This is a genomic window from Leisingera sp. ABD4_442 (genome assembly GCF_056160905.1).
On sequence record NZ_JBSWYB010000001.1, the window covers coordinates 213572 to 238119 of the forward strand.

The following is a 24548-nucleotide window of genomic DNA, read 5'->3' on the forward strand; positions in this document are numbered from 1 at the left end:
CCTGTCTTCTGTGCGGAACAAGTTGAGCCGGCAAGGCTCAGGCTTCAGGCCCGGACACAACGCGCCCGCAGCCCGCGTTCATGCGCTGCAGACAGGATCAGCTGCCATTTCCGCGGAGTGGAGCGGAATTCCGGCTCTACATCACAGGTCAAGGGCGCATTCGCATCGCCGGGTATTCTACGGGCGGCAGCGGAAACACAGCGTTCCAGCGCCCAGAAATCCGTCAAAGACGGGTTGTCGGTAATCACTTGGCTCAGCAGCATTGCCGCAGCCTCCCTGTAAACTCTGTCCGCAAATTAATTCTTGAACAGCGGATCAATTTTTTATGTGCAGCGTATTAGCGTCATTTTCTGCAATTGTCACCAGCGGGTGTTGGGAAACAGCTGAAAATCGCCGGAAACCATTCAAAATGCTGCGGAACGGGGAAGGGTGCCTTCGCAGGCGGAGTGGCTGCAAAGAATCGGCGAAAGAATTTTTTCCTGGCAAGAAAAATCTTTGTGTCCTGAGCCCCGATCCGCCAGCCACCTGGCGGGGAAAAATCTGTAACCTGCGTCAATATCGTGTAAAAACACGCTTCACCGGGTGCGTCAATAAATCTCACTCTTGACTTGAGGAGGTGCCGGTGAAACCCTTCTGCGCGTGCAAAATAAAACGGCACGCGCCCTGCCTGGCAGGCCGGAAACAATGGCAGCAAAGAGACTGCTAATTCAGGTCGCTGCCTCTCAGGCGGGCTGCAAATCATAAGACAAGTGGGAGAGACTTGATCATGAAACACACCAAGTTTGCTATCGGTGCATTGGTGGCGGCGTCCTTTGCGGCACCCGCAGCATTTGCTCAGGAATACATCACCATCGGCACCGGCGGCGTGACCGGTGTATATTACCCGACCGGCGGCGCCATCTGCCGTCTGGTCAACAAGGGCCGCAAGGAGCATGGCTTTAAATGCGCTGTCGAGTCCACCGGCGGCTCGGTCTACAACATCAACACCATCCGCGAAGGCGAACTGCAGTTTGGTGTGGCCCAGTCCGACTGGCAATATCATGCCTACAACGGCTCCTCCAAGTTTGAGGAAGCGGGCCCGTTCGAAGGCCTGCGCGCCGTGTTCTCGGTGCACCCGGAACCCTTCACTGTCGTGGCCCGGGCAGATGCAGGCATCTCCACTTTTGACGACCTCAAGGGCAAGCGCGTCAACATCGGCAACCCGGGCTCTGGCCAGCGCGGCACCATGGAAGTGCTGATGGAAGCCAAAGGGTGGGGCATGGAAGACTTCGCCTTGGCGACTGAGCTGAAGGCGGCGGAACAGTCCGCAGCTCTGTGCGATAACCAGATCGACGCGATGATCTATACCGTCGGCCACCCGTCCGGCTCCATCCAGGAAGCCACCACTGCCTGCGACTCCGTCCTGGTGACCGTGGACGGCGAAGCGGTTGAGAAGCTGGTAGGTGACAACTCCTTCTACCGTACCGCGACCATCCCGGGCGGCATGTACCGCGGCTCCGACAACGACACCAGCACCTTTGGTGTCGGCGCGACCTTTGTGACCTCCGCCGACGTTTCTGAGGATGCTGTATACGCGGTGGTCAGCTCGGTCTTTGAAAACTTCGAAGCCTTCCAGAAGCTGCACCCGGCATTCGCCAACCTGAAGCCGGAAGAGATGATTGCGGACGGCCTGTCTGCGCCGCTGCATCCGGGCGCAGCCAAATATTACAAAGAAAAAGGCTGGATCGAATAATCCGCCAGACAACAGGAACGGGGCGCATCACGCGCCCCGTTTCCGCCTGAGGCCCAGGGCCCGGGCTTGACTATACCGGCCCCGGGAAACGGCGGCCGCAGGGGAGATTATCCATGACATCCGATGCTCAGGGAAATCGGCCGCTTAGCGAAGAAGAACTTCAGGAACTGGTCGCGTCCTCCGACGCAGGCGCCCGCAACCCGGTGGGAAGCGTAGGGCTGTTCCTGGCGATCGTCGCTGTCATCTGGTCCGTGTTCCAAGTCATCCTGGCCTCGCCGCTGGCCAACCAGTTGCTGCCCGGCAGCGTGATCAACAATTCCCGGCAAATCCATTTGGCCTTTGCCCTTTTTCTGGCCTACGCAGCCTATCCCGCGCTGAAATCCAGCCCGCGGAATTACATCCCCGTGCAGGATTGGGTTTTTGCCTTGGCCGGCACCGCAATCGCGATGTACGGCTATATCTTCTATCAGAAAATCGTCGACTCTGGCGGGCTTGCCGATGATATGGACAAGTGGTTCGCCCTCGCCGGCCTGATCCTGCTGTTTGAAGCCGCCCGCCGCGCGCTTGGCCCGGCCATGGCGATCATCGCAACGATTTTCCTCGCCTATGTTTTCTTCGGCTCCTCCGAATGGGTACCTGAGGTTATCCGCTGGAAAGGCGCCAGCCTGAAAAAGGCGATGAGCCATATGTGGATCACCTCGGAAGGCGTGTTCGGCATCGCCCTGGGGGTCTCCACCAAGTTCGTGTTCCTGTTTGTGCTGTTTGGTGCGCTGCTGGATAAGGCGGGCGCCGGTAACTATTTCATCAAGATGGCATTCGGCGCCCTGGGGCATCTGCGTGGCGGCCCGGCCAAGGCGGCGGTTGTGGGGTCTGCCGCCACCGGCCTGATCTCCGGCTCCTCCATCGCCAATGTGGTCACCACCGGCACCTTCACCATCCCGCTGATGAAGCGCGTTGGCTTTACGTCAGAACAGGCGGGGTCGGTCGAGGTTGCCTCTTCGGTGAACGGCCAGATCATGCCGCCGGTGATGGGCGCCGCTGCCTTTCTGATGGTGGAATATGTCGGAATCTCATATGTCGAAGTGATCACCCATGCTTTCCTGCCTGCTGCGATCTCTTACATCGCGCTGGTCTACATCGTGCACCTGGAAGCGGTGAAGCGGAACATGCCGACGCTCGGCAACCGCGTCGTCTCCATGGGCCGCACCATCGGCGGTATGGCTCTGTTCTTCGCGGGTTTTGCGGCGCTCTGCTATGGCGTCCAGTATCCAGTGAAATGGATCATCGCAGCGATGCCCGGTGCCTCTGGTTTGACCCTGTCGGCGCTGGTTGTAGCCGCTTACATTGCGCTGCTGTGGCTGGCTTCGGGTGTTGATGACTTGGTGCCGGATGATCCGAACGCCAAGGAGGTCGAACTGCCGGTGGTCGCCGAGATCTACAAGGCGGGTCTGCATTACCTGCTGCCGATCATCGTGCTGGTCTACTTCCTGATGATCGAACAGAAGTCTCCGGGCCTGTCGGCCTTTTGGGCAACCGCGCTGCTGTTTGTGATCCTGCTGACCCAGAAACCGCTCAAGGCGATCTTCCGCGGCCAGAGCAACATGGCAAACGCTTTCGCCGAAGGCGTGCATGACTTCTGGAACGGCCTGATTGACGGCGCCCGCAACATGATCGGCATCGCGCTGGCAACCGCCACGGCTGGCGTGATCGTGGGCACGGTGACCCTTACCGGCGTGGGCCAGGTGATGGCTGACCTGGTCGAATTTGTCTCGGGCGGAAACTTGATCCTGATGCTGGTGATGGTCGGCCTCTTGTCGCTGGTTCTGGGCATGGGCCTGCCGACCACTGCCAACTACATCGTTGTCAGCTCGCTGATGGCGGGTGTGGTGGTAGAACTGGGTGCGCAGTCCGGCCTCATCGTGCCGCTGATTGCCGTGCATCTGTTTGTGTTCTACTTCGGGATCATGGCTGACGTGACGCCGCCTGTGGGGCTTGCCAGTTTTGCCGCGGCGGCGGTGTCGGGCGGCGATGCGATCCGCACCGGTTTCACCGCCTTCTTTTACAGCTTGCGAACTGTGGCGCTGCCGTTTGTGTTCATCTTCAATACGGATCTTCTGCTGATCGACGTTGGCTGGACCCAGGGCATTCTTGTGGCCATATCAGCCACAATTGCGATTCTGGTCTTCACCGCCGGCACCATGGGCTACTTCGTCAGCCGCAACCGGATCTATGAGAGCGTTCTGCTGATCTTTGCAGCCTTTGCGCTGTTCCGCCCGGATTTCTTTATGGACCGGGTGATGCCGCCCTTTACCCAGGTGCCGCCCGCCCAATTGGCACAGGCGCTGGGAGAGGCTGAACCGGGGGCAGAGATCCGGATCACAGTGGAAGGCCCGGATTTCGACACCTCTGAGATCAAGAGCACAACAATGATCATAACCGCCGATGGCAGTGATGGTCAGGCTGCAGTGGACGCCTTCGGCCTGCTGCTGCTGGAGGAAGGCGGCGCTATCAAGCTGGAAGAGCCGATGTTCGGAACCCCGGCAGCCCCCAGCCTGGAGAGCTTCGATTTCTACGCAGATGAACCCGTGCAGATTGCCGCAATTCAGGCGCCAGCCAGCCAGCTTCCGAAGGAGCTGATGTTCCTGCCGGCGCTCCTGCTGGTGGCGCTTATTGCCTTGATGCAACGCGGCCGCGCGCGTGAAGAAGAAGGAGTAACAGCATGAGCAAACCCGTTCTTTGCGCTCTGGAGCTGAATGACCCGGTCCTGGATGAAAAGGTCCTGTCCCAGGCCGCCCGGCTTGCTGATCTGGATGGGGCTCAGCTGGATGTGGTCAACGTATTGCCGGATTTCGGGGAAAGCTGGGTCTCGGGATTCTTCGAAGAGCACCACCACGAAAAGGCAGTCAAGGACACCACCCAACGGTTGACGGATCTGTGCGCCAAGGTTCTGGGCAAGGACCGTAATGCCAGCGTCCGCCATGTTGTTGCAACCGGCACCGCCTATCAGGAGATTCTGAAGGTCGCGGAGACCGCTGGCAGCGGACTTATTGTGATCGGTGCGCATAAGCCTGACCTCAAGGACTACCTGCTCGGGCCAAACGCGGCCCGGGTGATCCGGCATTCGGATTGCTCGGTCTTTGTGGTGCGCTGACACGGATTGGGGCGCCTGCGGGCGCCCTAGTCGTATCCGGTCATCTCCAAATAGCCTTTGCCGCTGTGGCTGCCTGTGACCTTGACCGGCCCTTCCCAATAGGAAAACGATGCACCGATCCAGCTTTGGGTGTTAAGTGATTGCACTTCCACAGAAACCTCCCGTTCAGGCAAAGCAACGCGCCAGCGGGTCGGGACGGTTCTGCCCTGAACTTCGCTCACCTCCAGCGGTTCTGCAATAAATGCCCCGGGTTCCAGCGAAGCAACGGTTCCGTCAGCGGAAATCCAGGTGCCGGAAGTGAAGTCCCCGGCATCACCGCGCAGGACAAATCCCATCAGCTTTTCACCGCTGTCAAAACTGAGCGAGAACCAGTCCCAGCCGCTTTGATCCTCCGCCAGGGGTTGGCTAGACCACTCCCGGTCCAGCCAGCCATGGCCGGTAACCTCAACTGGCCCATCAGGCAGCCTTAGTGTTCCTGCGACCCGGTATCGTGGCTGCGAATAGTAATAGCTCGCCTGTCCGCTGTCAGATTTGACGGAATACCCGTTGTTTCCATGAAGGACCAAGGGACCCTCGGCGGTTAGATCCAGGGCGTAGGAAAACGCAGAAGACGACGCGGAAAGTGACAGGTTGTCAAGAGTTTGCCCTTCCGATTTCATCTCCCACTCGTCGATCCAGGCAGTGAAGGGATCCGGGCTTACACCAGCTTGACCCACGCCGCCCCGGGCGATGCGTTCCGCGAACATATGCGTCTCTGCCGAGGTCACTGCAGCATGCGCCATCCAGATTTGCGGGCTTTGCCAGCTCTCCGCCTCACCAGGAGAAAGTGCAGAGCGGAACAGGGTCCATTGGATCCCGTAATCCTCGCCGTCAGAGCTTTGAAGATTGGCGGTTAAGTACCACCATTCAATACGGAAATCCGGGTGGGGGGCATGATCTGCAGGAAAGGAAAGCTGTGTGTCGGTTTGCGGAACTGCAAAGCCTTCCGCAATTGTGCCCAATCCAGCATACCCTTGTGCAAAGGCCTCAGTGGACGTGAAAACCGCAAACAACAGGGGGATGATCTTAACGTTCATTGGCAAAAACCCTGAGCAGATCCGACGGGTCCAGCCGGCCCAGACGGCTGGCCGGGAAGGCGGCTGCTGCCGCTGCAGCCAGCAGAGCCAGGAGCAGCAAGCGCAGCCATTCATAGGGAAACAAATGCATCGGCAGTCTCCAGCCAAACGCCTCCACATTGATCACCGCAAGCAATGCCCAGGCCAGAACCAGCCCAAGCGGCAGGGCCAGAACAGCGGTGAATGCAGCCAGCAGCAGGCTGCGCAGGACTTCGGCCGCAGCCAGTTGCCGGCGGCTTAGCCCCATCGCCCAAACCGGAGCAAGCTGCGGCAGCCGCTGGTTCCAAAGCGTCAGAAGGCTGGTCAGCATGGCAAAGGCCGCGACGCCCAGTGTCAGCACGTTCAACGCAGCAGTGATTGTGAAAGTGCGGTCAAACACAGCCAAGGACCGGGCTTTGATGCTGGCTTGATCCACGATGTTTTCCCGTGGAATGTCAAAGTCTTCCTTGATGGACTTGATCATTTCGGGAACCTCCCCGGGCGGCAGCCTCAATCCGAACTGGCGGTTGGGAATATCCGGCGTCCGCGCGAGCAGCGCCTGCAAGGACAGGATGGCCTGTGCATTTGGGTTGCCATAGTCAGAGTAGATGCCAGCAACCGTCAGCTCCCAACCAGGGGCGAGCGGCAGTTTCTGTCCAGGAGACAAGCTGTGGCGGCGGGCAAACTGCTCATTGATCAGCAGGGCCTGGCCTGATGCGATCCGCTCCCAAACTTGCGGCAACGCCTGCAGAAGCGGCCAGTTATCACGGTATGTGGCATGATCCACAATCCCGTAAACACGCAATGGGGCACCCTTATAGCGCAAGTCGCTGCGGCGGATGGGCAGGGCAGTGATCCCGCGGTCCTTTAACCAAAGCGCCAGTTGCTGCCCTTGCGCGTCGCTTGCTGCGGTAACATAGACCTCTGCCGCCAGGCGCTGATCCAGCCAGCCGGAAAAGGTGAGCCTGAAGCTGGAAACCATTGTTCCTACGCCAATGTTTGCGGCCAATGCCAGCAACAGCGCCATCAGGGACAAGGACATGCCCGGCAATTGCGCCCGGGTGTCCGCCCAAAGCCATTCTGAAAACGGGCGGGTGCTTAGCCTTGCGCCCGCCCTCAAGCCTATGGAGATAAGCAAGGGCAGCATCAGTGCTGTGCCCAGCATGATGCCTGCCAGAAAGGCAAATCCGGCGATCAGACCATCAAACAACTGCAACACCGCGCTGCCAAGCAGGATCAGGCAAAAGCCTGCGATGGCACCGAGCACATGTGTGCGCCCTGCCTGCTGCCCGCGGGCATGGGTTGCAGGGGCCGCCAGCAAAGGCATCCGCCACAGGGCAAAAAGAGACTGCGCCGCCGCAAGGAATGTTCCACCCAGCGCCATTGCCAGGCCGGATGCGACCCATTGCAGGCGCAATGACAGGCTTCCGTCGATGTCCGCACCATAAAGGCCGGACAAGGTTGCCCTCACGTCCGGCAGCAGCGCCGCGGCCACCAGATAGCCACCCGCCAGCCCCAGGACGGCAGAAATTAGTGCGATGGCAGCAAGCTCTGCCGCCAGCAGCATCGCCAGCAGCCGCAGCGGCACACCCAGGCCGCGCAAGGTTCGGATCATGCCCCTGCGCTGCTCCAGGCTGAGGCTGATGGCACCCTGCACAATAAACAGCCCAACAGCAAAGGAGAGTAACCCGAAGGCGGTGAGGTTCAAATGAAAGCTATCGGTGAGGCGGGCGGTGTCTGCGGCAGCCGTTTGCCCGGACACCAGCGTAAGATCCGGCGCCAGATCCGCAATCGGCAACACACCTGGGAGCTGATCGGGCATGACCACGAGATAGCTCAGCTCAGCCGGGCGGTTCAGCAGGCGGCTGACCAGGCTCAGATCAGCGATCAGGATGCCGTGCGGCAAGGTATCCGTGCTGGACACGGGAATACCGTTCTGAGCGGCTGCGGCCAAGGCTGCGGTTTCAGGATGGGCGAACAAGCGCCCCGGCGGTGTCAACGCCTCCAGGGCCGGCACTTGTTCTTGTTCAGCCACCGCGGCAAGCGTTGGAACCAAGGGGTGACTCAGAAGGTCAACCCCCATGATATCAAAGCGTTGCTGCCCGAACCTGACAGTGCCTTCAAGAACAGGGGAAACCTGCCATCCCGCCCGGCGCAGCGCCGCATACTGGCGCAGCGGGATGCTGCCGCTCTGCGGTGACAAACGGTCAAGGGACGCGGTGCCAAGCTGCTCAGCAGCCCTTGCATAGCTGGCACGCGCCTCTCCATTGATAGCCTGGACCGCCGACCATAGCCCCGTAGCCAAGGCCAATCCGGTGATCAGAACAGCAAGCTGCAGCGGATGGCGCCGCCAATGCGAAAGCATGGCAAGAAGCGCCGTGCGGGTCATGCTATCGTTCCCTGCCGCAGATGCAGGCGCCGGTCCAAGAGGCCGGCTATTGCAGCAGAATGTGTCACTAGAAACAGCGCTGTACCGCTTTCGCGCACGAGGTCCAGCATTAGCTCCATAACAGCCGCACTGGCGGTTTCATCGAGATTGCCGGTCGGCTCATCCGCCAGCAGCAGCTTGGGCCGCACAGCCAGCGCCCGCGCGATCGCAACTCTTTGCTGCTGGCCGCCGGACAGCTGCTCCGGATAACGGCTCAGCAGCCCAGCAAGCCCCAGCCTGGCGGCCAGGGCCTGCCCCCAATTGGCGTCCCAGCGTCCGCCAAGCCGCGCATGAAGCGAAATATTCCGCGCGACGTCGAGTGAAGGGATCAGGTTAAACTGCTGAAAAACAATCGAAACCTTCTTCCTGCGGAGATCTGCGCGCTGGCCGTCGCCCAGGCCGGACAAAGGGGTGCCATCAATCTCGATTTCGCCGCTGTCAAAACGATCCAGCGCGGCGGCAAGATGCAGCAGGGTGCTTTTTCCAGAGCCGCTGTCACCGGTCAGAGCGAGGCTGCGTCCGCCGGCAAGATCCAGCGAAATCCCGCGCAGAACCGCGGTTTCCTGAGTCTGGCCGGGATAGGCCTTGGTCACATTCCGGATCTTCAGAACCATCCTGAGGCTCCCTCCAGCGCCGTTGCGGTGTCTGCTTCGCAAGGGAACTCAATACTGCAAGCCTCAGAATGTCCAGCATGGCAGAATGACGGAGGATTTCCACGGAACTGCAGTTGAGGGTTGGCGAGTGAATTTCTATGGTGCAGCCATGGCTTGAATAGGCAGTGCCGGGCAGGAGGGCTGGAATGACATTATGGAACCAGCTTCTTTGGGGCTCGATCTATCTCAGCGTTTGCCTGGTTTTGGAAATCTCTGTGCTGGTCTGGTGCTCGTCAGTTCTGAACAAACTGGCAGCGGGTTTTGCCAAACCCTTCAGACCCTGGCAAATCGGTATCATGCTCGTGGTGGCCATTTTCATCATTCTGGGCAGCCACACGGCACAGGTTTGGATATGGTCTGCGGCCTTTGTTCTGGTTGGGGCGATTGCGGACTGGAACACCTCAGTCTATTTTTCCTTGGCCACCTATACGACGCTGGGGTACGGCGATGTCGTTCTGGGCCCCGCGCTGCGGATTTTTGCCGCCTTTGCCGCTGTCACCGGACTATTTGGCTTTGGCATCAGCACGGCCTTTCTGGTCAGCGCCATGGGCCGCCTTTTTTCACTGAATGGTGAGAAAGCTGAGGCGATAGATTAAAGCACAGGAGCCAGCAACCGGGCCACTGGCGCCAGCAGGCGGACAGTGCTTGTTTGCTGTTCCAGCGGCTGGCTGAGTTCCGTGGAGTTGTCGAAATCCCGGCTCAGCATTTGCAATATTTCTTTCGCTGACCGCGGATCAAAAAACAGCGCCATGGTTTCAAAATTCAGGCGGAAGGACCGGTTGTCGAGATTGGCAGTCCCAATTCCGGACACCGTGTCATCAATGACAAAGCACTTTTGATGCATGAAACCATGCTGGTAGCGCAGGATCCGGACACCGGCCTCCCGCAGCTCATCAAAAAATGCAAAGGCCGCCAGCCATGGCAGGTAATGGTCAATGGAATCCGGCAAAAGGATACGTACATCAAGCCCGCGCAGCGCAGCGTGCTTCAGGGCAGCGGAGACCTCCTGGTCCGGAACAAGATAGGGAGAGGCCAGCCAAACGCGGTGCCGTGCGGCGCTGATGGCGGAAAAATACATCATGGAGCCATTGCCAAAGGCATTGCCGGGACCCGTCGAAACAATCAGCGCGGGCCGGTCCTGCGGCGAGGGTTCAGGTTCCCAGTTCAAAAGATCAATGATCTGTTCCTGCGTGCGCCAGTGCCAGTCCTCCGCAAAGGACAGCTGCAACTGCTGAACCACCGGACCTGTCAGCCTCACATGGGTGTCCCGCCAGCGGCCCAGGACCGGGTCCAGGCCGAGATATTCATCACCGGCATTCAAGCCGCCGGTAAATCCTATCCGCCCGTCGGCAATCACCGTTTTCCGGTGATTGCGGAAGTTGATCCGCAGCCGGCGCCATGGACGCCGCCGGGCTGCGGGATCGATCAGGTTTACGCCCGCGTCTTCCAGCTCCCGAAGGAAGCTTTGCGGCAGTTTGCGGCTGCCGATACTATCGGCCATGAACCAAACCGTTACGCCCCGCGCGGCTGCATTGATCAGCTTGCTCTGCAGTTTCCTGCCCAAACCATCTGCGCGAAAGATGTAGTATTGGACAAGTATATATTCCTGCGCATTATCAATCGCCTGGAAGATGGGGTTGAATGTGTTTTCGCCATTGGTCAGCAGTTCCATTCCATTGCCCCGGCACACAGCCATCCCGGCAATTGCTTCAAACACAGCAGAGTCGACCGGCAGTTCCTTCGCATCTTCAGTCTGCGCGATGGTATAGGTCCTGATCGAGGCCACGGCTTGTTCCGCTTCATGGCGGGCTTTCCAGTATCCTCTGAAGCGGTGGTCGCCAAAGACGGCATAGGCGGGCAGGGCGGCAACCGGGGCCGCCAGCAGGAACACAACCCAGCCGATGGCGCCCTGCGGCGTACGTGCCGTGCGGGCAGCGCTGAGCGCTGCAAGCCCCGCTGCAATCCAGGTTGCGGCCAGCGCCGCTGAGCTTAGAACAATCCAGAACATTCCAGGCCTTGGTGGCTGCCTCTATTGCAACCTAGTCCTGCAATCGCGCTGCCGCTACACCCGGTCGCGGCATCCGGGGAACAATATGAGAGTTTTTCCTGCAGATGCTGGCGTTTGCGCAACCTGTGTGGAACTCTGCCTCAATGCCGATTTTACCACCTTTCCGGCTTTGGCCGGCCGCCCTGATCACCGCCGCCCGCCGTTTCGGCCAGAAGAACGGATGGGTGATGAGCAGCCATATCGCGATGTCGATGATGCTGGCGCTGTTTCCATTTGTGCTGTTCACGGTGGCTCTGGCCGGTACGCTGGCGGGCTTGTTTTCCCAGAATGTCGAGTTGGACAGCATGACGGAACTGGTGTTCGGCGCCTGGCCCGAGTCGGTGGCCCGGCCGATCCTGGCTGAGGTCGAAGCCGTTTTGCAGACCTCCAGCACCCAGCTGGCGACATTGGGGGGGCTGTTTGCTCTCTATTTTGCATCAAACGGCGTGGACGCTGTTCGCATCGCTTTGGTGCAGGCCTATCACGACACTGACTCCCGGCCATTCTGGAAGACCCGCGGCCTGTGCATCGGGCTGGTGATCCTGGGCGGGGCAGGGATCCTTGCAGCTGCGGTTTTCGAACTTTTCCTGCCGCTGTACGTACGTTACCTGGCGGACCTGCTGCCTTTCGGACAGCTGCCCGGCCAATGGGAGCAGGGCTTGAGCGGCCTGTTTGCGGCTTTGCTGCCGGTTGGTGCCGTTCTGGCGTTTCACATCCTGCTGCCCGGCCGGGTCCACAGGCTGCGCCGGATACTCCCCGGGGTAATCCTGACACTGGTCCTGTGGCTGGCCGCGGGCAGCGGCTTTGCCGTCTATGTCGGTTCGTTTGCCCAGTACTCAGCCACCTATGCGGGGCTTGCCGGGGCAATGGCGGCGATGATCTTCCTCTACTTGAATGCCGCGATCCTGATCCTTGGGGCAGAATTCAACGGTGCGCTCATCGACATGGCTGACAGCCTAGGGCGGAAATAACAGCTGCGGCTTTGCGGCAACTGTTTCCTAATCTTGAACAATAAGGCAGCCTTGCCACAATTGAGCCTCCGTTCCGGCCCAATCCTCTTTTACTTACGCAGCATAGCAGCGGAACCAGAAGGGGCCATCATGACAAAACTGCAAAACAAACTGCGCCACATGCGGCTTTTTGAACTGATGCGCCAGCGTGAGATGGCCAGCCACGTCAGCCGCAAGCTGCGGGTGTCGCGGCTGACCGACGATGACGCGGAAGAGGCGATCCTGCTGCGCGAGCTGGCGGCGCGGTCACTGACCACCCCGCACAGCCGCCGGGTCTAACCGGGCCTAGCCGCGGAACCCGGTGGCCACCACGAATTTCTCAGAGCTGTCCGACCGCGATGAGGGCGGCTTGATATTCATCACCTTGGTGAACTTCTGCTTCAGCAGCTTCTGCAGCTCCCCCTCGGCGCCGCCTGCCAGAACCTTGGCGACAAAGGTGCCGCCTTCCTCCAGAACATCAAAGGCGAAATAGGCCGCGGTTTCACACAGGGAGATGATCCGCAGGTGGTCGGTTTGCTTGTGCCCGGAACTCGCGGCCGCCATATCCGACATCACCACATCGGCCTTGCCGCCCAGCCAGCCCTTGACCAGCTCATCAGCGCCATCGTCCATGAAATCCAGCTGGTGGAACTCAGCCCCCGCAAGCGGTTCAACCTCCTGCAGGTCGACGCCAATGATGCGGCCCACGGCCTTGCCCGGTTTTTCACCCAATGCGTTGATCCGTTTCACCGCAACCTGCGCCCAGCCGCCCGGGGCGCACCCCAGGTCCACCACCCGGGCGCCGTTCACCAGGAAACGGAATTTATCGTCGAGCTCCATGATCTTGTAGGCCGCGCGGCCGCGGTAGCCTTCGGCCTGGGCGCGTTTGACGTAGGGGTCGTTCAACTGCCGCTGCAGCCAGCGGGTCGAGCTGAGCTTGCGGCCGCGGGCCGACTTTACCTTGACCTTGAGGTCGCGCTGTCCGCGGCCCGATGTGTTCTTACCAGTTGGTGTCTTAGCCATTTCCGCCACCGTATGCCCCGGGAGCGCGGAATTCTGCAAAAACTCCGGCCCGGAAAAATCCAATTTTCCGGCCCCGCCTAGTAGGGGCCGTCCTCCAGAACGCCATCCGCGCTCATCTGCGCGTAAAGCAGTCCCTCGCGCAGGCCGCGGTCCGCAACTGACAGCCTGTCCGTGGGCCAGCAGCGCAACAGTGCCTGCAGGATGGCGGATCCGGACATGATCAGGGCCTGCCGGTCCTCGCCGATGCGCGGGTCGCGGCGTCGGCCCTGGGGGCCGAGTTCTAGATAACCGCGGATCACTTTGTCAATCTGATCGCTGGTCATCCGCAGCCCATCCACCTTGGTGCGGTCATAACGCTTCAGCCCCAAATGCGAAGCGGCAACCGTAGTCACGGTGCCCGAGGTGCCCACGATCTGGAAGCCAGCGCGTGTTTGCTCGTCCTTATAGGGGGCGAAATCGGCCAGGTTCTCCTCAAAAAACCAGCTCATCAGAGCAAAACGTGCCGCGTCATCCTCCACATCATTAAATTGGTCGCGCAGGGTTGCGACGCCCAGCGGCACAGAAATCCAATCCACCACCTTGGCCGCGGGAAAGGGGCTTTCGGCTGTATGAAACCCGTTGTGCAGCCGCATGATCGCCGAGGGCCGGTCGCGCCGCGGCACCGAGGAAATGTCGATCCATACCAATTCCGTGGATCCGCCGCCGATGTCGACCACCAGAAGCTGTTCTGTCTTGGTGGACACCAGCGGCGCGCAGGAGATCACGGCCAGCCGTGCCTCTTCCTCCGGCTGGATGATTTCCAGCGTCAGACCGGTTTCCCGTTTCACCTGGCGGATAAAGTCGCGCGCGTTCTTGGCGCGGCGGCAGGCCTCAGTGGCCACCAGCCGCATCCGCCTGACCTTGTTGCGTTTCAGTTTCTGTTGGCAGATCCGCAGCGCCTGAATGGTGCGCGCCATTGAGGACCGTGACAGCCGCCCGGTCCGCTCCAGCCCGGCGCCGAGCTGCACCGACTTGGAGAAACTGTCGACCACATGAATACCGCTGCCCTTAGGCTGGGCGATCAGCATGCGGCAGCTATTTGTACCCAGATCCAGCGCGGCATAAAGCGCATCAGGATCGGGACGGGCCGGTGCAGGGGTCTCAACCGCTTTGGGAAACGCGCCCGCACCTTTCGAGCGCCTGGGCGCCATGATTCACGCCCTCCGATTATCGTGTTAACAACGACAATAGGTGCCCAGTTGCTGCGGCGCAAGCGTCAGGCGCCAGAAGTGGAGCAATTTCCACCGCTTCGAGGAAATCTCATAATTCACATGAATATTTTGGCGGTTTGGCCCGGTGGCATTCGCAGGTGTACAAAGCTAGTGTCGCGGCAGCAAAACGTCGCTCAATCCCATCGTGTTGTCGAAAATCGACCAACCTGCGGCGCGCCACCGCACTAGAACGTGGTCTATCCAGGCTAGGAGGAAATCAAGGCATGCCCGACGTAACGATCGTATACTGGCGCGATATCCCCGCGCAGGTCATCGTTGGCAAAGGCCGCCGCGGGGCCAAACGGCAGCTCGAAGAGCGGTTTGAGCAGGCCATCGACCGCGCGGCTATGAAGGTGAACGCCAAGGACAGCGACGCCTATCTTGCCGAATGGCGCAAGGCCGCGCCGTTTGCCGCAGACGGCGACGCAGCCGAGATTGCCGAAGCTGAGGCAACCCGCCTGGAAACGGAATACGATCAGGACCGCCTGAAGGCGCTGATCGCAAACGACGGATGGGCGTGAGCCTGACACCACTATGGGAGGCCGTGATGGCTTTGCTGAACTTTAAAAAACGCGATTCTGGCGCTGGCCAGGCTGCCACCCCCGAAATGGAAGCTTTCCTGAAAGGCTATTCCATCGAGGTGATGCCCCGTACCGCTGCCAAGGTCGAAGATTTCCGCGACCTGCTGCCCGCCGGCACCCGCGTCTACATCGCGCACATCGAAGGCACCCCGATCGAGGATATGGTCGAGACCGCCAAGCGTATCGCTGGCGAAGGCTACGATGTGATGCCGCACTTCCCGGCGCGTATCATCAAGGACAAGGCGACCCTGGGTGATTGGATCAACCGTTACCAGGGCGAAGCCGGCGTCAAGCAGGGCTTGATCCTGGCAGGCGGTGTTGCCAAGCCGCATGGTGATTTCGACAGCTCCATGCAGTTGCTGGAGACGGGCCTGTTCGACCAGGCGGGCTTTACCAACCTGCACGTTGCGGGCCATCCCGAGCCGAACTTGGATATCGATCCGAACGGCGGCCGTGCCAACACCTACGCGGCACTGGACTGGAAACAGGAATTCTCCAAGCGCACCGATGCGCAGATGGCGCTGGCAACCCAGTTCTGCTTCGAAGCTCAGCCGGTAATCGACTGGGTGAACGAGCTGAAAGAGCGCGGAATGAACCTGCCGGTCCACATCGGCATCGCAGGCCCGGCCAAGCTGCAGACCATGATCAAATTCGCCATTGCTTGCGGTGTCGGCCCGTCGCTGAAAGTGCTGCAGAAGCGTGCCAAGGACGTTTCCAAGCTGCTGCTGCCGCATGAGCCGGGTGAAATTCTGGCGGATCTGGCAGCCCATAAGGCCGCCAACCCGGACTTCCAGATTGAGAAGGTCCACTTCTTCCCGCTGGGTGGCATCAAGACCAATGCCACCTGGGCCATCAACAACGGCGGCGATTCCGCCAAGCCGGTTAACTCCTAAGGATCCACAATGACCCGTACAGTCGTAGAATCAAAAACAAAAACCGCGGTCCTGGGCTTTGATGAGCCGTTCTGCGTGATCGGTGAGCGCATCAACCCGACCGGCCGCAAGAAACTGGCGGCCGAGCTGGAAGCCGGCGATTTCTCCACCGTTGAAAAGGACGCTGTGGCCCAAGTTCTGGCCGGGGCAACCGTGCTCGATATCAACGCGGGCGTGGTCTACAACTCCAACCCGAACCCGAACGAAACCGAGCCCCCGCTGATGAAGAAGATCGTCGAGCTGGTGCAGGGCCTGGTCGACGTGCCGCTGTGCATCGACTCCTCGGTTCCCGGCGCGCTCGAAGCCGGTCTGGAAATCTGCGAAGGCCGTCCGTTGCTGAACTCTGTCACCGGTGAAGAAGAGCGCCTGGAACAGATCCTGCCGCTGGTCAAAAAATACAACGTGCCGGTCGTGGCGATCTCCAACGATGACACTGGCATCTCGGAAGATCCCGATGTGCGTTTTGCTGTCGCCAAGAAGATCGTCGAGCGTGCTGCCGACTTTGGCATCCCGGCGCATGACATTGTGGTTGACCCGCTGGTGATGCCGGTTGGCGCAATGGCAACTGCCGGCCTGCAGGTTTTTGCCCTGGTCCGCCGCCTGCGCGAAGAGCTGGGCGTGAACACCACCTGCGGTGCGTCCAACATCTCCTTCGGCCTGCCGAACCGCCACGGCATCAACAACGCCTTCCTGCCGATGGCAATGGGCGCGGGCATGACCTCTGCGATCATGAACCCGGTGGCGCTGCCGGTGACCCAAAAGGCAATCGCCGAGAAAAAAGCTGCGGTGGAAGCCGCCGGCATCATCCTGCCGGAAGGCATGGACGATGAGGCATTTGTCACCATGTTCGGCCTCGGCTCCACCAAGCCGCGCGCCGGTAAGGAAATGGAAGCCATCCGCGCTGCCAACTTCCTGACCAACAACGACCCGCATGGCGGTGAGTGGATCAAGTTCAACAAGGCGCCCGCCGCTGAAGGCGAAGAAGGCCGCGGCCGTGGCGGCCGCGTCGGCGGACGCCGCCGCCGCGCCTGATCCGCGCAGCAGCAAGACCTTTGAAAGCCGGGCCAAGTGCCCGGCTTTCTTTTTGACCGCAACAGGTTGCTGTGGAAACTGCTCTTAACGCGCGGCAGCGGCCCGCAAGGGTAGGTTGAGTCAGCGGAACGGCAGGAAGCGCCGTTTGCCGCGTGGAACGGCGGCAATTCGAAGCGGTCTGCAATGGGAAAAGTGGCGGAGAGACAGGGATTCGAACCCTGGGTGGGCTTGCACCCACAACGGTTTTCGAGACCGCCCCGTTCGACCACTCCGGCACCTCTCCGCGGGGGGTGAGGCGCGGTTTAATGTTGATTCCTGACCGGCGCAAGGGGCGAATTGCAGCTTTGGCAAAAAAAGCCGGTTTCCCGTTGTCAGCCAAAGGTTTTTGCCTAGATTTGCCCTATGCGTATGATCTTCAATTCCGCCATGCTTCTTTTGCGTGCCCTTGCTTTTCTGGGGCTTTCCTTTGCTTTACTCGCGCAGCCGGGCGGCGCCGCGGACCGGGAGCGGGTCGCTGCGTTTCTCGAAGTGACCGGCTTTGACGTGGCGCTGGACAGTATCGCCCTGTCAGCCTCAAGCGCGCCGGAGATGCTGGGCGTTGATGCGGGAGCCTTTGGCAGTCAGTGGACCCGCCTGTCTGAGGATGTGTTTGATACGGCCGAAATGCGCAGCCTTGCGCTGGAAATCCTGGAAAACACCCTGGACGATGCTGCGCTGGACCATGCCGCATCGTTTTACGCCAGCGACCTGGGCCGCCGACTGGTTCGGGCGGAAAACGCGTCCCACCTGATTGAGGATGACGAGGTTAAGCAACTTGCCGGGAATCGGATCATTTCCGATCTGGTCAAGGCTGGCAGCACGCGCGTTGCCCTGTACCAGCGGATGGGGGCGGCAATTGATGCCGCAGGCACTGGCGTCAGGGCGCTGCAACAGATCCAGTTCCGGTTCCTGATGGCTGCCGCGGCTGCCGGTGTGATCAAGCTGGAACTGGATGCGGACGGGCTGCAGGCGCTGATGAAGGAGCAGGAGGGCGAGCTGCGCCTCAGCCTGCAGGCCTCCAGCCTTGCCGCTTCTGCTTATACGTATCAGGAGTTCACGGACGCCGAGGTGCAGGCCTATGTCGAGGCCCTGGAGGAGGCGCCGATGCAACGGGTGTATGAGCTGCTGAACGCGGTCCAGTACGAGATTACCGCCAACCGTTTTGAGGAGCTGGCGCATCGCATGGCAGAGCTCACACCGGGACAGGATATCTGACCCAGAGGGCATTCCGCCCGGCCTGTGGAAAACAGGTTGACACAGCAGGAATTCCGAACCATAAGCCCGCATCCCGGCCCGGATTCCGCGCGCCGGGGTTCATTTGTAATACGCCCCGAAAAGGGGCGCGCTGTTCGAGGCGGCATCTGCCGAAACACCCGCAAGGGGGCCGTAGGACGCGGTTGGAAAAGGAAAGACGCACATGTTTGCGGTCCTCAAGACTGGCGGCAAGCAGTACAAGGTTCAGGCGGGCGACGTGCTCCGCGTTGAAAAACTGGCTGCTGATGCTGGCGAAACCATCCAATTCGACGAAGTTCTGATGCTGGGCGGCGACGCACCGGTTGTTGGCGCTCCGCTGATCGAAGGCGCTGCTGTCAAAGCGGAAGTCATCGACCAGATCAAAGGCGACAAGGTCATCAACTTCGTCAAACGCCGCCGGAAGCACTCCTCCAAGCGCACCGTCGGCCACCGTCAGAAACTGACCCTGGTCCGGATCACCGAGATCCTGGCATCCGGCGCAACCAAATCTGCTCCGAAAGCCGCCACCAAAGCTGCACCCGCTGCTGCCGAAGCCGCCGGTTCGGACGATCTGACCCAGCTGACCGGCGTCGGCCCCGCCGCAGCCGCGAAACTGGCAGACGCAGGCCTCACCAGCTTTGCCCAGATCGCAGCCTTGTCCGAAGACGACATTGCTGGTATCGAAGCAATCAAAGTGAAGCCCGAGTGGGTTGAGCAGGCCAAAGAGCTGGCCAAAGGCTAAGGAGAGAGAGAATGGCACATAAGAAAGCTGGCGGTTCCTCACGCAACGGCCGCGACTCCGCGGGCCGCCGCCTTGGCGTGAAACTCTACGGTGGCCAGGCGGCCATCGCAGGGAACATCATCGTGCGTCAGCGCGGCACCAAGTTCTGGGCCGGCGAAGGCGTGGGCATGGGCAAGGATCACACCCTTTTCGCAACTGCCGACGGTGCTGTAAGCTTCCGCAAAGGCCTGAAAGGCCGCACCTTTGTATCGGTTCTCCCAGTGGCGGAGGCCGCTGAGTAAGCCGACCCGAAGGGTAAAGAAATCTTTAGGGGGATCGGCTATACGGCCGGTCCCCCTTTCTGTTTCCGGATGCGAGTTTAAGATGATCTTTTCTGCCAGAACTGAAGGCCGGTATATTTTGGCGCAAAAACTGCGCGCTCACGCCGTGCCAACGGAAATTTTTGAACGAATTGAACCCTGTATGCCTTGCCTGACAGGCCTGGCACACACATCTGAGTTAAACCGCGCAGCCAGCCGCGGATCGTGCGGATGCCCGGCATCCGGCAGAGGAGGAGCACAGAAATGAACCTGGAACAGATCGTGTGCCAGCAAGTGATTGAAACGGAACGTTTTATCCTGCGCCCTTTGCGCAAATCCGACGCTGGGCTGATTGAGCATTATGTCAGTGATGAACGTGTCGCCCGTATGACCCGCTCAGTGCCGCACCCTTTGCCGCCCGGCGCAGCTGAGGCCTTTGTGGCGCGCGCCATGGCGGAAGAGCGGGACGAGGATGTCTGGGTGATTGATGGCACTGTTGAGGGTGACTCCGAGCTGAAAGGTGTTATCGGTCTCAAGCGGATGGACCGCAATCAGTCCGAGGTCTCTTATTGGACGGCGCCGCCGTTCTGGAACACCGGGCTGGCCTCTGCGGCTCTGAAGGCGCTGGTTGATGCCAACCCGCAAGGGAACGATGCGATGTTTGCCTCTGTTTTTCAGGACAACCCGGCCTCGGCCCGGGTGCTGATCCATTGCGGCTTTGATTATCTGGGCGACGCCGAAAGCTATTCGGTGGCGCGCGACACCTCTGTTCCAACATGGACTTACAGCCGAAAACTGTGATTGGCGCGGCGCGCGCTTTGCGGTAAGGCAATCGAAACAGTCCCGCCATGGCCCCGGGCCTTGGCGGGACACTTGTACTGCGCGGTTGGGCAGGGGCCTGCCGCATTAAGGAGCTGTCATGAAATTCCTCGATCTGGCAAAGGTCTATATCCGCTCGGGCGCCGGCGGGAACGGCTGCGTCAGCTTCCGCCGTGAGAAATACATCGAATACGGCGGCCCGGACGGGGGCGACGGCGGCAAGGGCGGTTCGGTCTGGGCTGAAGTCACCGAAGGGCTGAACACCCTGATCGACTTCCGTTACCAGCAGCATTTCTTTGCAAAGAACGGCCAGTCCGGCATGGGCCGCCAGCGCACCGGCAAGGATGGCGACGACATCATCCTGCGCGTGCCTGTCGGGACGGAGATCCTGGACGAGGATCAGGAAACGGTGCTGGCCGACCTCACCGTGCCCGGCGAGCGTGTGCTGCTGGCCAAGGGCGGCAACGGCGGTTTCGGCAACCTGCATTTCAAATCCGCCACCAACCAGGCGCCGCGCCGGGCCAACCCGGGTCAGGAAGGGGTTGAGCGCACCATCTGGCTGCGGCTCAAGCTGATCGCAGATGCAGGTCTGCTGGGCCTGCCCAACGCTGGCAAATCGACCTTCCTGTCGGCCACTTCCAATGCCCGGCCCAAGATTGCGGATTACCCGTTTACCACGCTGCACCCGAACCTGGGCGTGGTCGGCATTGACAACACCGAATTTGTGGTCGCGGACATCCCTGGCCTGATCGAAGGCGCACATGAGGGTAAAGGGATCGGCGACCGCTTCCTGGGTCATGTGGAGCGCTGCGCGGTGCTTCTGCACCTGATCGACGGCACCTCTGACACTGTGGTTGAGGACTACGAGACCATCATTGGTGAACTGGAGGCCTATGGCGGCGTTCTGGCCACCAAGACCCGGATCACCGCGCTCAACAAAGTTGATGCGATTGATCCGGAGGAACTGGAAGAGAAGCGTGCCGCTTTGGAAGCGGCTGTGGGCGGCCCGGTGCATCTGATGTCCGGTGTCAGCCGACAGGGGGTGAATGAAATCCTGCGAGCCCTGCGCAATGAGATCGACGACGACCGCCTGCGGATGAAACCCGCCAAGGAGGAAAAGCCTTGGCAGCCCTGACGTCGGCAAAACGGATTGTTGTCAAAATCGGCTCGGCACTTCTGGTTGACCGGGAAACCGGCGAGCTGCGCGCGGGCTGGCTGCATTCGCTGGCCAATGATGTTGCCTGGCTGAAATCCCGCGGCACCGATGTTGTGCTGGTATCTTCCGGCTCTATCGCTCTGGGCCGCGGTGTGCTGGGCCTGCCGCGTGCCGATCTGCCGCTGGAGCAGTCCCAGGCCGCCGCTGCAGTCGGCCAGATCCGCCTGGCCCGCGCTTATGAGGAGGCACTGGCCCCCCACCGTATCACCACTGCGCAGGTGCTGGTGACGCTGGAAGACAGCGAAAACCGCCGCCGGTACCTGAATTCCCGCGCGACGCTTGAAACACTGCTGGGCATGGGCGCGGTGCCCATCGTCAACGAAAACGACACCATCGCAACGGATGAAATCCGCTATGGCGACAACGACCGTTTGGCGGCGCAGGTTGCGGTAACGGTCGGGGCGGATGCTTTGATCCTGTTGTCTGATGTCGATGGCTTCTACAGCGCCAACCCGGCCTTGGACCCGGACGCCAAGCGCTATGACCGGATTGACGAGATCACGCCCGAGATCGAGGCGATGGCGGGCGATGGCGTTTCCGGCCTGTCCAAGGGCGGCATGATCACCAAGCTGCTGGCCGCCAAGATGGCAACTGCCGCAGGCTGCGCCATGGCAATTACTGAAGGTTCGCCCTTGAACCCGTTGAAAACGCTTGAGGAAGGTGTGCCTTGCACCTGGTTCACCGGGCAGGGGGATCCGCAGGCCGCGCGCAAGCGCTGGATTGCGGCGATGAAAACCCGCGGTGTTCTGACCATCGACGAAGGCGCCGCCCGTGCGCTGATGTACGGCAAAAGCCTGCTGCCCGCAGGCGTCCGTCATGTGGAGGGTGACTTTGGCCGCGGCGATCCGCTGGCCATCCTCGGCCCAGACGGGCGCAAACTGGGGCAGGGGCTGTCGCGCTATACCGCCGATGAGGCCCGTGCCATCCAGGGGCGCCAATCGCAGGAGATCGAGGCGACGCTGGGCTATCCCGGCCGCGCTGCACTGATCCACCGCGATGATATGGCGCTTTGAACGCACCACCTGATAGTTTATTCCAGCCGGGACGGCACCCAGTGCCAGACAGGGACCGGCAAGGGCACGAGACATATGAAAGACAATGAAAACATCCCCGCCGTGATGGCGGAGCTTGGCAAACGTGCAAAGCAAGCGGCGCAAGTCCTGGCGACGGCCAGCGCTGAACGCAAATATGCAGCGCTGATTGGTGCTGCAGAAGCGGTCTGGAGCCGCCGGGCAGAGATCATCGCAGCAAATGCCAAGGATCTGGAGTTCGGCCGGGGCAAGGGCCTTTCGGACGCGATGATGGACCGGCTGATGCTGGACGAGGCGCGTATTCAAGGCATCGTTGATGGTCTCCGCGCTGTGGCGGAGCAGCGCGACCCGGTTGGAGAGGTGATGGAGGAGTGGGAACAGCCCACCGGCCTCAAGATCCAGCGCGTCCGTACCCCGCTGGGCGTGATTGGCGTGATCTACGAAAGCCGCCCCAATGTGACCGCTGACGCCGGCGCGCTCTGCCTGAAATCGGGCAACGCGGTGATCCTGCGCGGCGGCTCCGAAAGCTTCCATTCCTCGCAAGCGATCCATGCCTGCCTGGCTGAAGGATTGAAGTCAGCCGGTCTGCCGGAAGACGCCGTGCAATTGGTGCCGACCCGCGACCGCGCCGCGGTGCAGGAACTGCTGACCATGACGGATTATGTGGACGTCATCGTTCCGCGCGGAGGCAAAGGGCTGGTGGGCCTGGTACAGCGCGAGGCGCGCGTGCCGGTCTTTGCCCATCTTGAAGGCATCGTGCATATCTACCTCGACAAAGCTGCCGATCCGCAGAAGGCGCTGGATGTGGTGCTGAACGCCAAGACCCGCCGCACCGGCATTTGCGGCGCCGCGGAATGCCTGCTGATCCACCAGGATATCGCGCCCACACTGGGCAAGACGCTGCTGGATGCCCTGGCCTCTGCCGGCGTTGAAATCCGCGCCGAGGCAGGGCTGCCCGGACCGGACGGCATGACCGCCGCCACGGCCGATGACTGGGGCAAGGAATACCTGGATTCCATTATTGCAGCCAAGCAGGTAGCGGACATAGATGAAGCGATCCAGCACATCCGCGCCCATCATTCCCAGCACACCGATTGCATCATTACTGAGGACGAGGCGGCTGTTCAGAAGTTTTTTGCGGAACTCGACAGCGCCATCCTGATGCACAATGCCTCAACTCAGTTTGCCGACGGCGGCGAGTTCGGGATGGGTGCTGAAATCGGTATCGCCACCGGCAAGATGCACGCGCGCGGTCCGGTCGGTGCAACCCAGCTCACCAGCTTCAAATATCTGGTGCGCGGCAACGGCACCACCCGCGCCTGATACCTATTAAACGCCAAACGCCGGGCAGATTGCCCGGCGTTTCATACCAAAAGAAGTGGCGCAGTTCAAAACTGCAGCGTGATCTTTTCCAGGTTCAGCTCCAGACGCACCGTGCGGCCTGCCTCTTTTGCCGCTTCCGGCAGGAGCGCAAATTGGACCAGTGCCGGAGTGATTTCAGCGTTCGAATTGCCGCCACTGATCCGTGCCCATAATTCGTCATCGACTGTAACCTTGCGGCCTTCGCCCATCACGGTCCACTTGCCGTCGGCGCAGAAAATTTTGACCGTTCCGCCATAGGGCAGGGCACTTTCCAGGCACAGCGCGGACAGCAGTGCCAGCCTTGCCTCGCTGCGGGTGCAGCCTTCAAGCGGGGACCATTGGTATTGGATGCGTCCGCCTTTGCTGACGTCTTCGAGCACCGAAACCACCTCAGTCCGCGGTGTCTGCTGATCGCCTGCCGCACCAAAAGCGATGCGGAAAAAACGGATGCGCGCATTGGCATTTGCAACACTGTCGGAGATCAGTTCCAGCTCCGGTCCGGACATGCTGCCGGCCATGCCAAGCAATTCCAGACCGTTGTTAATGGCGCCGACCGGGCTGATCAGGTCATGACAGATCCGCGACCCTACCAAAGCCGCAAGATTGGCGTTATCTACACCCATAACGTATACTTCCTCCGAACTGGGCCATCCGCAGATGAATGACCTCAACGCTATATTAGCCCCCGGCATGTTTGTCCGGCATCCTGACCACCCGGAATGGGGAACCGGTCAGGTCCAGTCAAACGCGGGCGGCAAGATCACTGTAAACTTTCCCGATCAGGGGAAGCTGGTGATTGACGGAGCGCGTGTCTCCCTTATTCCCGTCTTTGATCCATAACGGTTTATGAAGGGTTAACGTAATCCCTCAAATTAGCCTGAATTTCTGCGCGTTC

Annotated in this window: 25 protein-coding genes and 1 tRNA gene; 17 read left to right on the forward strand and 9 right to left on the reverse strand. The window is 60.6% G+C overall.

Annotated elements, in window-relative coordinates; translation table 11 throughout:
* Positions 1-44: 44 nt before the first annotated feature.
* The gene (locus ACXAHG_RS01020) at positions 45-263 is read right to left on the reverse strand and encodes a hypothetical protein (protein ID WP_475043230.1); all 219 of its coding nucleotides are present in this window, start codon (positions 261-263) and stop codon (positions 45-47) included.
* 503 nt (positions 264-766) lie between these two features.
* Here ACXAHG_RS01020 and ACXAHG_RS01025 point away from each other — a divergent pair.
* The 3 genes from ACXAHG_RS01025 to ACXAHG_RS01035 all read left to right on the forward strand — a co-directional run bounded on the left by ACXAHG_RS01025 (position 767) and on the right by ACXAHG_RS01035 (position 4883).
* Positions 767-1732 (forward strand): TAXI family TRAP transporter solute-binding subunit, encoded by a 966-nt coding sequence (locus tag ACXAHG_RS01025; RefSeq protein ID WP_475055469.1) that lies wholly within the window; start codon positions 767-769, stop codon positions 1730-1732.
* Between the two features lie 113 nt (positions 1733-1845).
* Positions 1846-4455: a TRAP transporter permease gene (locus ACXAHG_RS01030; protein ID WP_475055470.1), complete on the forward strand. Its 2610-nt coding sequence runs from the start codon at positions 1846-1848 to the stop codon at positions 4453-4455.
* Positions 4452-4883, forward strand: a complete 432-nt coding sequence (locus ACXAHG_RS01035; RefSeq protein ID WP_475055472.1) for a universal stress protein — start codon at positions 4452-4454, stop codon at positions 4881-4883. The genes ACXAHG_RS01030 and ACXAHG_RS01035 overlap by 4 nt, the downstream gene beginning before the upstream one ends.
* 26 nt (positions 4884-4909) lie before the next feature.
* Here the strand turns inward: ACXAHG_RS01035 and ACXAHG_RS01040 are convergent, their stop codons facing one another.
* Genes ACXAHG_RS01040 through ACXAHG_RS01050 form a run of 3 tightly spaced genes read right to left on the reverse strand, consistent with a single transcriptional unit; the run spans position 4910 to position 9019 of the window.
* A complete protein-coding gene (locus ACXAHG_RS01040; RefSeq protein WP_475055473.1) occupies positions 4910-5959 on the reverse strand; it encodes a lipocalin-like domain-containing protein in 1050 nt (349 codons plus the stop codon).
* Complete coding sequence (locus tag ACXAHG_RS01045; RefSeq protein WP_475055474.1) at positions 5949-8366, reverse strand: FtsX-like permease family protein; 2418 nt, start codon at positions 8364-8366, stop codon at positions 5949-5951. The genes ACXAHG_RS01040 and ACXAHG_RS01045 overlap by 11 nt, the downstream gene beginning before the upstream one ends.
* A complete protein-coding gene (locus tag ACXAHG_RS01050; protein ID WP_475055476.1) occupies positions 8363-9019 on the reverse strand; it encodes an ABC transporter ATP-binding protein in 657 nt (218 codons plus the stop codon). The genes ACXAHG_RS01045 and ACXAHG_RS01050 overlap by 4 nt, the downstream gene beginning before the upstream one ends.
* A 185-nt stretch (positions 9020-9204) precedes the next feature.
* On the opposite strand from ACXAHG_RS01050, the gene ACXAHG_RS01055 reads away from it, so the two are divergent.
* Positions 9205-9654: an ion channel gene (locus ACXAHG_RS01055; protein ID WP_475043217.1), complete on the forward strand. Its 450-nt coding sequence runs from the start codon at positions 9205-9207 to the stop codon at positions 9652-9654.
* Here the strand turns inward: ACXAHG_RS01055 and cls are convergent.
* Positions 9651-11066, reverse strand: coding sequence for a cardiolipin synthase (gene cls, locus ACXAHG_RS01060; protein ID WP_475055477.1), 1416 nt, complete (start codon positions 11064-11066; stop codon positions 9651-9653). The genes ACXAHG_RS01055 and cls overlap by 4 nt on opposite strands.
* A gap of 143 nt (positions 11067-11209) precedes the next feature.
* On the opposite strand from cls, the gene ACXAHG_RS01065 reads away from it, so the two are divergent.
* Together ACXAHG_RS01065 and ACXAHG_RS01070 are read left to right on the forward strand one after the other, a co-directional pair.
* Entirely contained in the window at positions 11210-12076 is an 867-nt protein-coding gene (locus tag ACXAHG_RS01065) for a YihY/virulence factor BrkB family protein (protein WP_475055478.1), read from the forward strand.
* A 129-nt stretch (positions 12077-12205) separates the two neighbouring features.
* Positions 12206-12394 carry a hypothetical protein gene (locus ACXAHG_RS01070; protein ID WP_475043211.1) on the forward strand — a complete coding sequence of 63 codons (189 nt, stop codon included), beginning with the start codon at positions 12206-12208 and terminating at the stop codon, positions 12392-12394.
* Between the two features lie 6 nt (positions 12395-12400).
* Here ACXAHG_RS01070 and ACXAHG_RS01075 read toward each other — a convergent pair whose 3' ends face one another.
* Together ACXAHG_RS01075 and ACXAHG_RS01080 are read right to left on the reverse strand one after the other, a co-directional pair.
* The gene (locus tag ACXAHG_RS01075; RefSeq protein WP_475043209.1) at positions 12401-13117 is read right to left on the reverse strand and encodes an RlmE family RNA methyltransferase; all 717 of its coding nucleotides are present in this window, start codon (positions 13115-13117) and stop codon (positions 12401-12403) included.
* A 77-nt stretch (positions 13118-13194) separates the two neighbouring features.
* Positions 13195-14307 (reverse strand): Ppx/GppA phosphatase family protein, encoded by a 1113-nt coding sequence (locus ACXAHG_RS01080; RefSeq protein WP_475055479.1) that lies wholly within the window; start codon positions 14305-14307, stop codon positions 13195-13197.
* A 284-nt stretch (positions 14308-14591) separates the two neighbouring features.
* On the opposite strand from ACXAHG_RS01080, the gene ACXAHG_RS01085 reads away from it, so the two are divergent.
* From ACXAHG_RS01085 to ACXAHG_RS01095, 3 genes are read left to right on the forward strand one after another with little or no spacing between them, the layout of a single operon-like run.
* Positions 14592-14888, forward strand: coding sequence for a virulence factor (locus ACXAHG_RS01085; RefSeq protein ID WP_475043205.1), 297 nt, complete (start codon positions 14592-14594; stop codon positions 14886-14888).
* 26 nt (positions 14889-14914) lie between these two features.
* Complete coding sequence (locus tag ACXAHG_RS01090; protein WP_475043203.1) at positions 14915-15841, forward strand: methylenetetrahydrofolate reductase; 927 nt, start codon at positions 14915-14917, stop codon at positions 15839-15841.
* 9 nt (positions 15842-15850) lie between these two features.
* Entirely contained in the window at positions 15851-16912 is a 1062-nt protein-coding gene (locus ACXAHG_RS01095; protein ID WP_475055480.1) for a methyltetrahydrofolate cobalamin methyltransferase, read from the forward strand.
* A 193-nt stretch (positions 16913-17105) separates the two neighbouring features.
* On the opposite strand, the gene ACXAHG_RS01100 is transcribed toward ACXAHG_RS01095, so the two are convergent.
* Positions 17106-17195 (reverse strand) — tRNA-Ser (locus ACXAHG_RS01100).
* A gap of 119 nt (positions 17196-17314) precedes the next feature.
* On the opposite strand from ACXAHG_RS01100, the gene ACXAHG_RS01105 reads away from it, so the two are divergent.
* From ACXAHG_RS01105 to ACXAHG_RS01135, 7 genes are all read left to right on the forward strand, one after another.
* Positions 17315-18166 carry a DUF2059 domain-containing protein gene (locus ACXAHG_RS01105; RefSeq protein ID WP_475055481.1) on the forward strand — a complete coding sequence of 284 codons (852 nt, stop codon included), beginning with the start codon at positions 17315-17317 and terminating at the stop codon, positions 18164-18166.
* Between the two features lie 202 nt (positions 18167-18368).
* Positions 18369-18926 (forward strand): 50S ribosomal protein L21, encoded by a 558-nt coding sequence (gene rplU / locus ACXAHG_RS01110; protein WP_475055482.1) that lies wholly within the window; start codon positions 18369-18371, stop codon positions 18924-18926.
* Between the two features lie 11 nt (positions 18927-18937).
* Positions 18938-19207, forward strand: a complete 270-nt coding sequence (gene rpmA / locus ACXAHG_RS01115) for a 50S ribosomal protein L27 (RefSeq protein ID WP_019297807.1) — start codon at positions 18938-18940, stop codon at positions 19205-19207.
* Between the two features lie 282 nt (positions 19208-19489).
* Entirely contained in the window at positions 19490-20026 is a 537-nt protein-coding gene (locus ACXAHG_RS01120) for a GNAT family N-acetyltransferase (RefSeq protein ID WP_475043198.1), read from the forward strand.
* A 118-nt stretch (positions 20027-20144) separates the two neighbouring features.
* Positions 20145-21179, forward strand: coding sequence for a GTPase ObgE (gene obgE, locus ACXAHG_RS01125; RefSeq protein WP_475055483.1), 1035 nt, complete (start codon positions 20145-20147; stop codon positions 21177-21179).
* Entirely contained in the window at positions 21167-22273 is a 1107-nt protein-coding gene (gene proB, locus ACXAHG_RS01130; protein ID WP_475055484.1) for a glutamate 5-kinase, read from the forward strand. The genes obgE and proB overlap by 13 nt, the downstream gene beginning before the upstream one ends.
* 75 nt (positions 22274-22348) lie before the next feature.
* Complete coding sequence (locus tag ACXAHG_RS01135; protein ID WP_475055486.1) at positions 22349-23614, forward strand: glutamate-5-semialdehyde dehydrogenase; 1266 nt, start codon at positions 22349-22351, stop codon at positions 23612-23614.
* Positions 23615-23679: 65 nt separating this feature from the next.
* Here ACXAHG_RS01135 and ACXAHG_RS01140 read toward each other — a convergent pair whose 3' ends face one another.
* Positions 23680-24276: a histidine phosphotransferase family protein gene (locus tag ACXAHG_RS01140; RefSeq protein WP_475055487.1), complete on the reverse strand. Its 597-nt coding sequence runs from the start codon at positions 24274-24276 to the stop codon at positions 23680-23682.
* 34 nt (positions 24277-24310) lie between these two features.
* Between ACXAHG_RS01140 and ACXAHG_RS01145 the strand changes: the two genes are divergently transcribed.
* Complete coding sequence (locus ACXAHG_RS01145; RefSeq protein WP_475043189.1) at positions 24311-24493, forward strand: DUF3553 domain-containing protein; 183 nt, start codon at positions 24311-24313, stop codon at positions 24491-24493.
* The last annotated feature ends 55 nt before the right edge of the window (positions 24494-24548 follow it).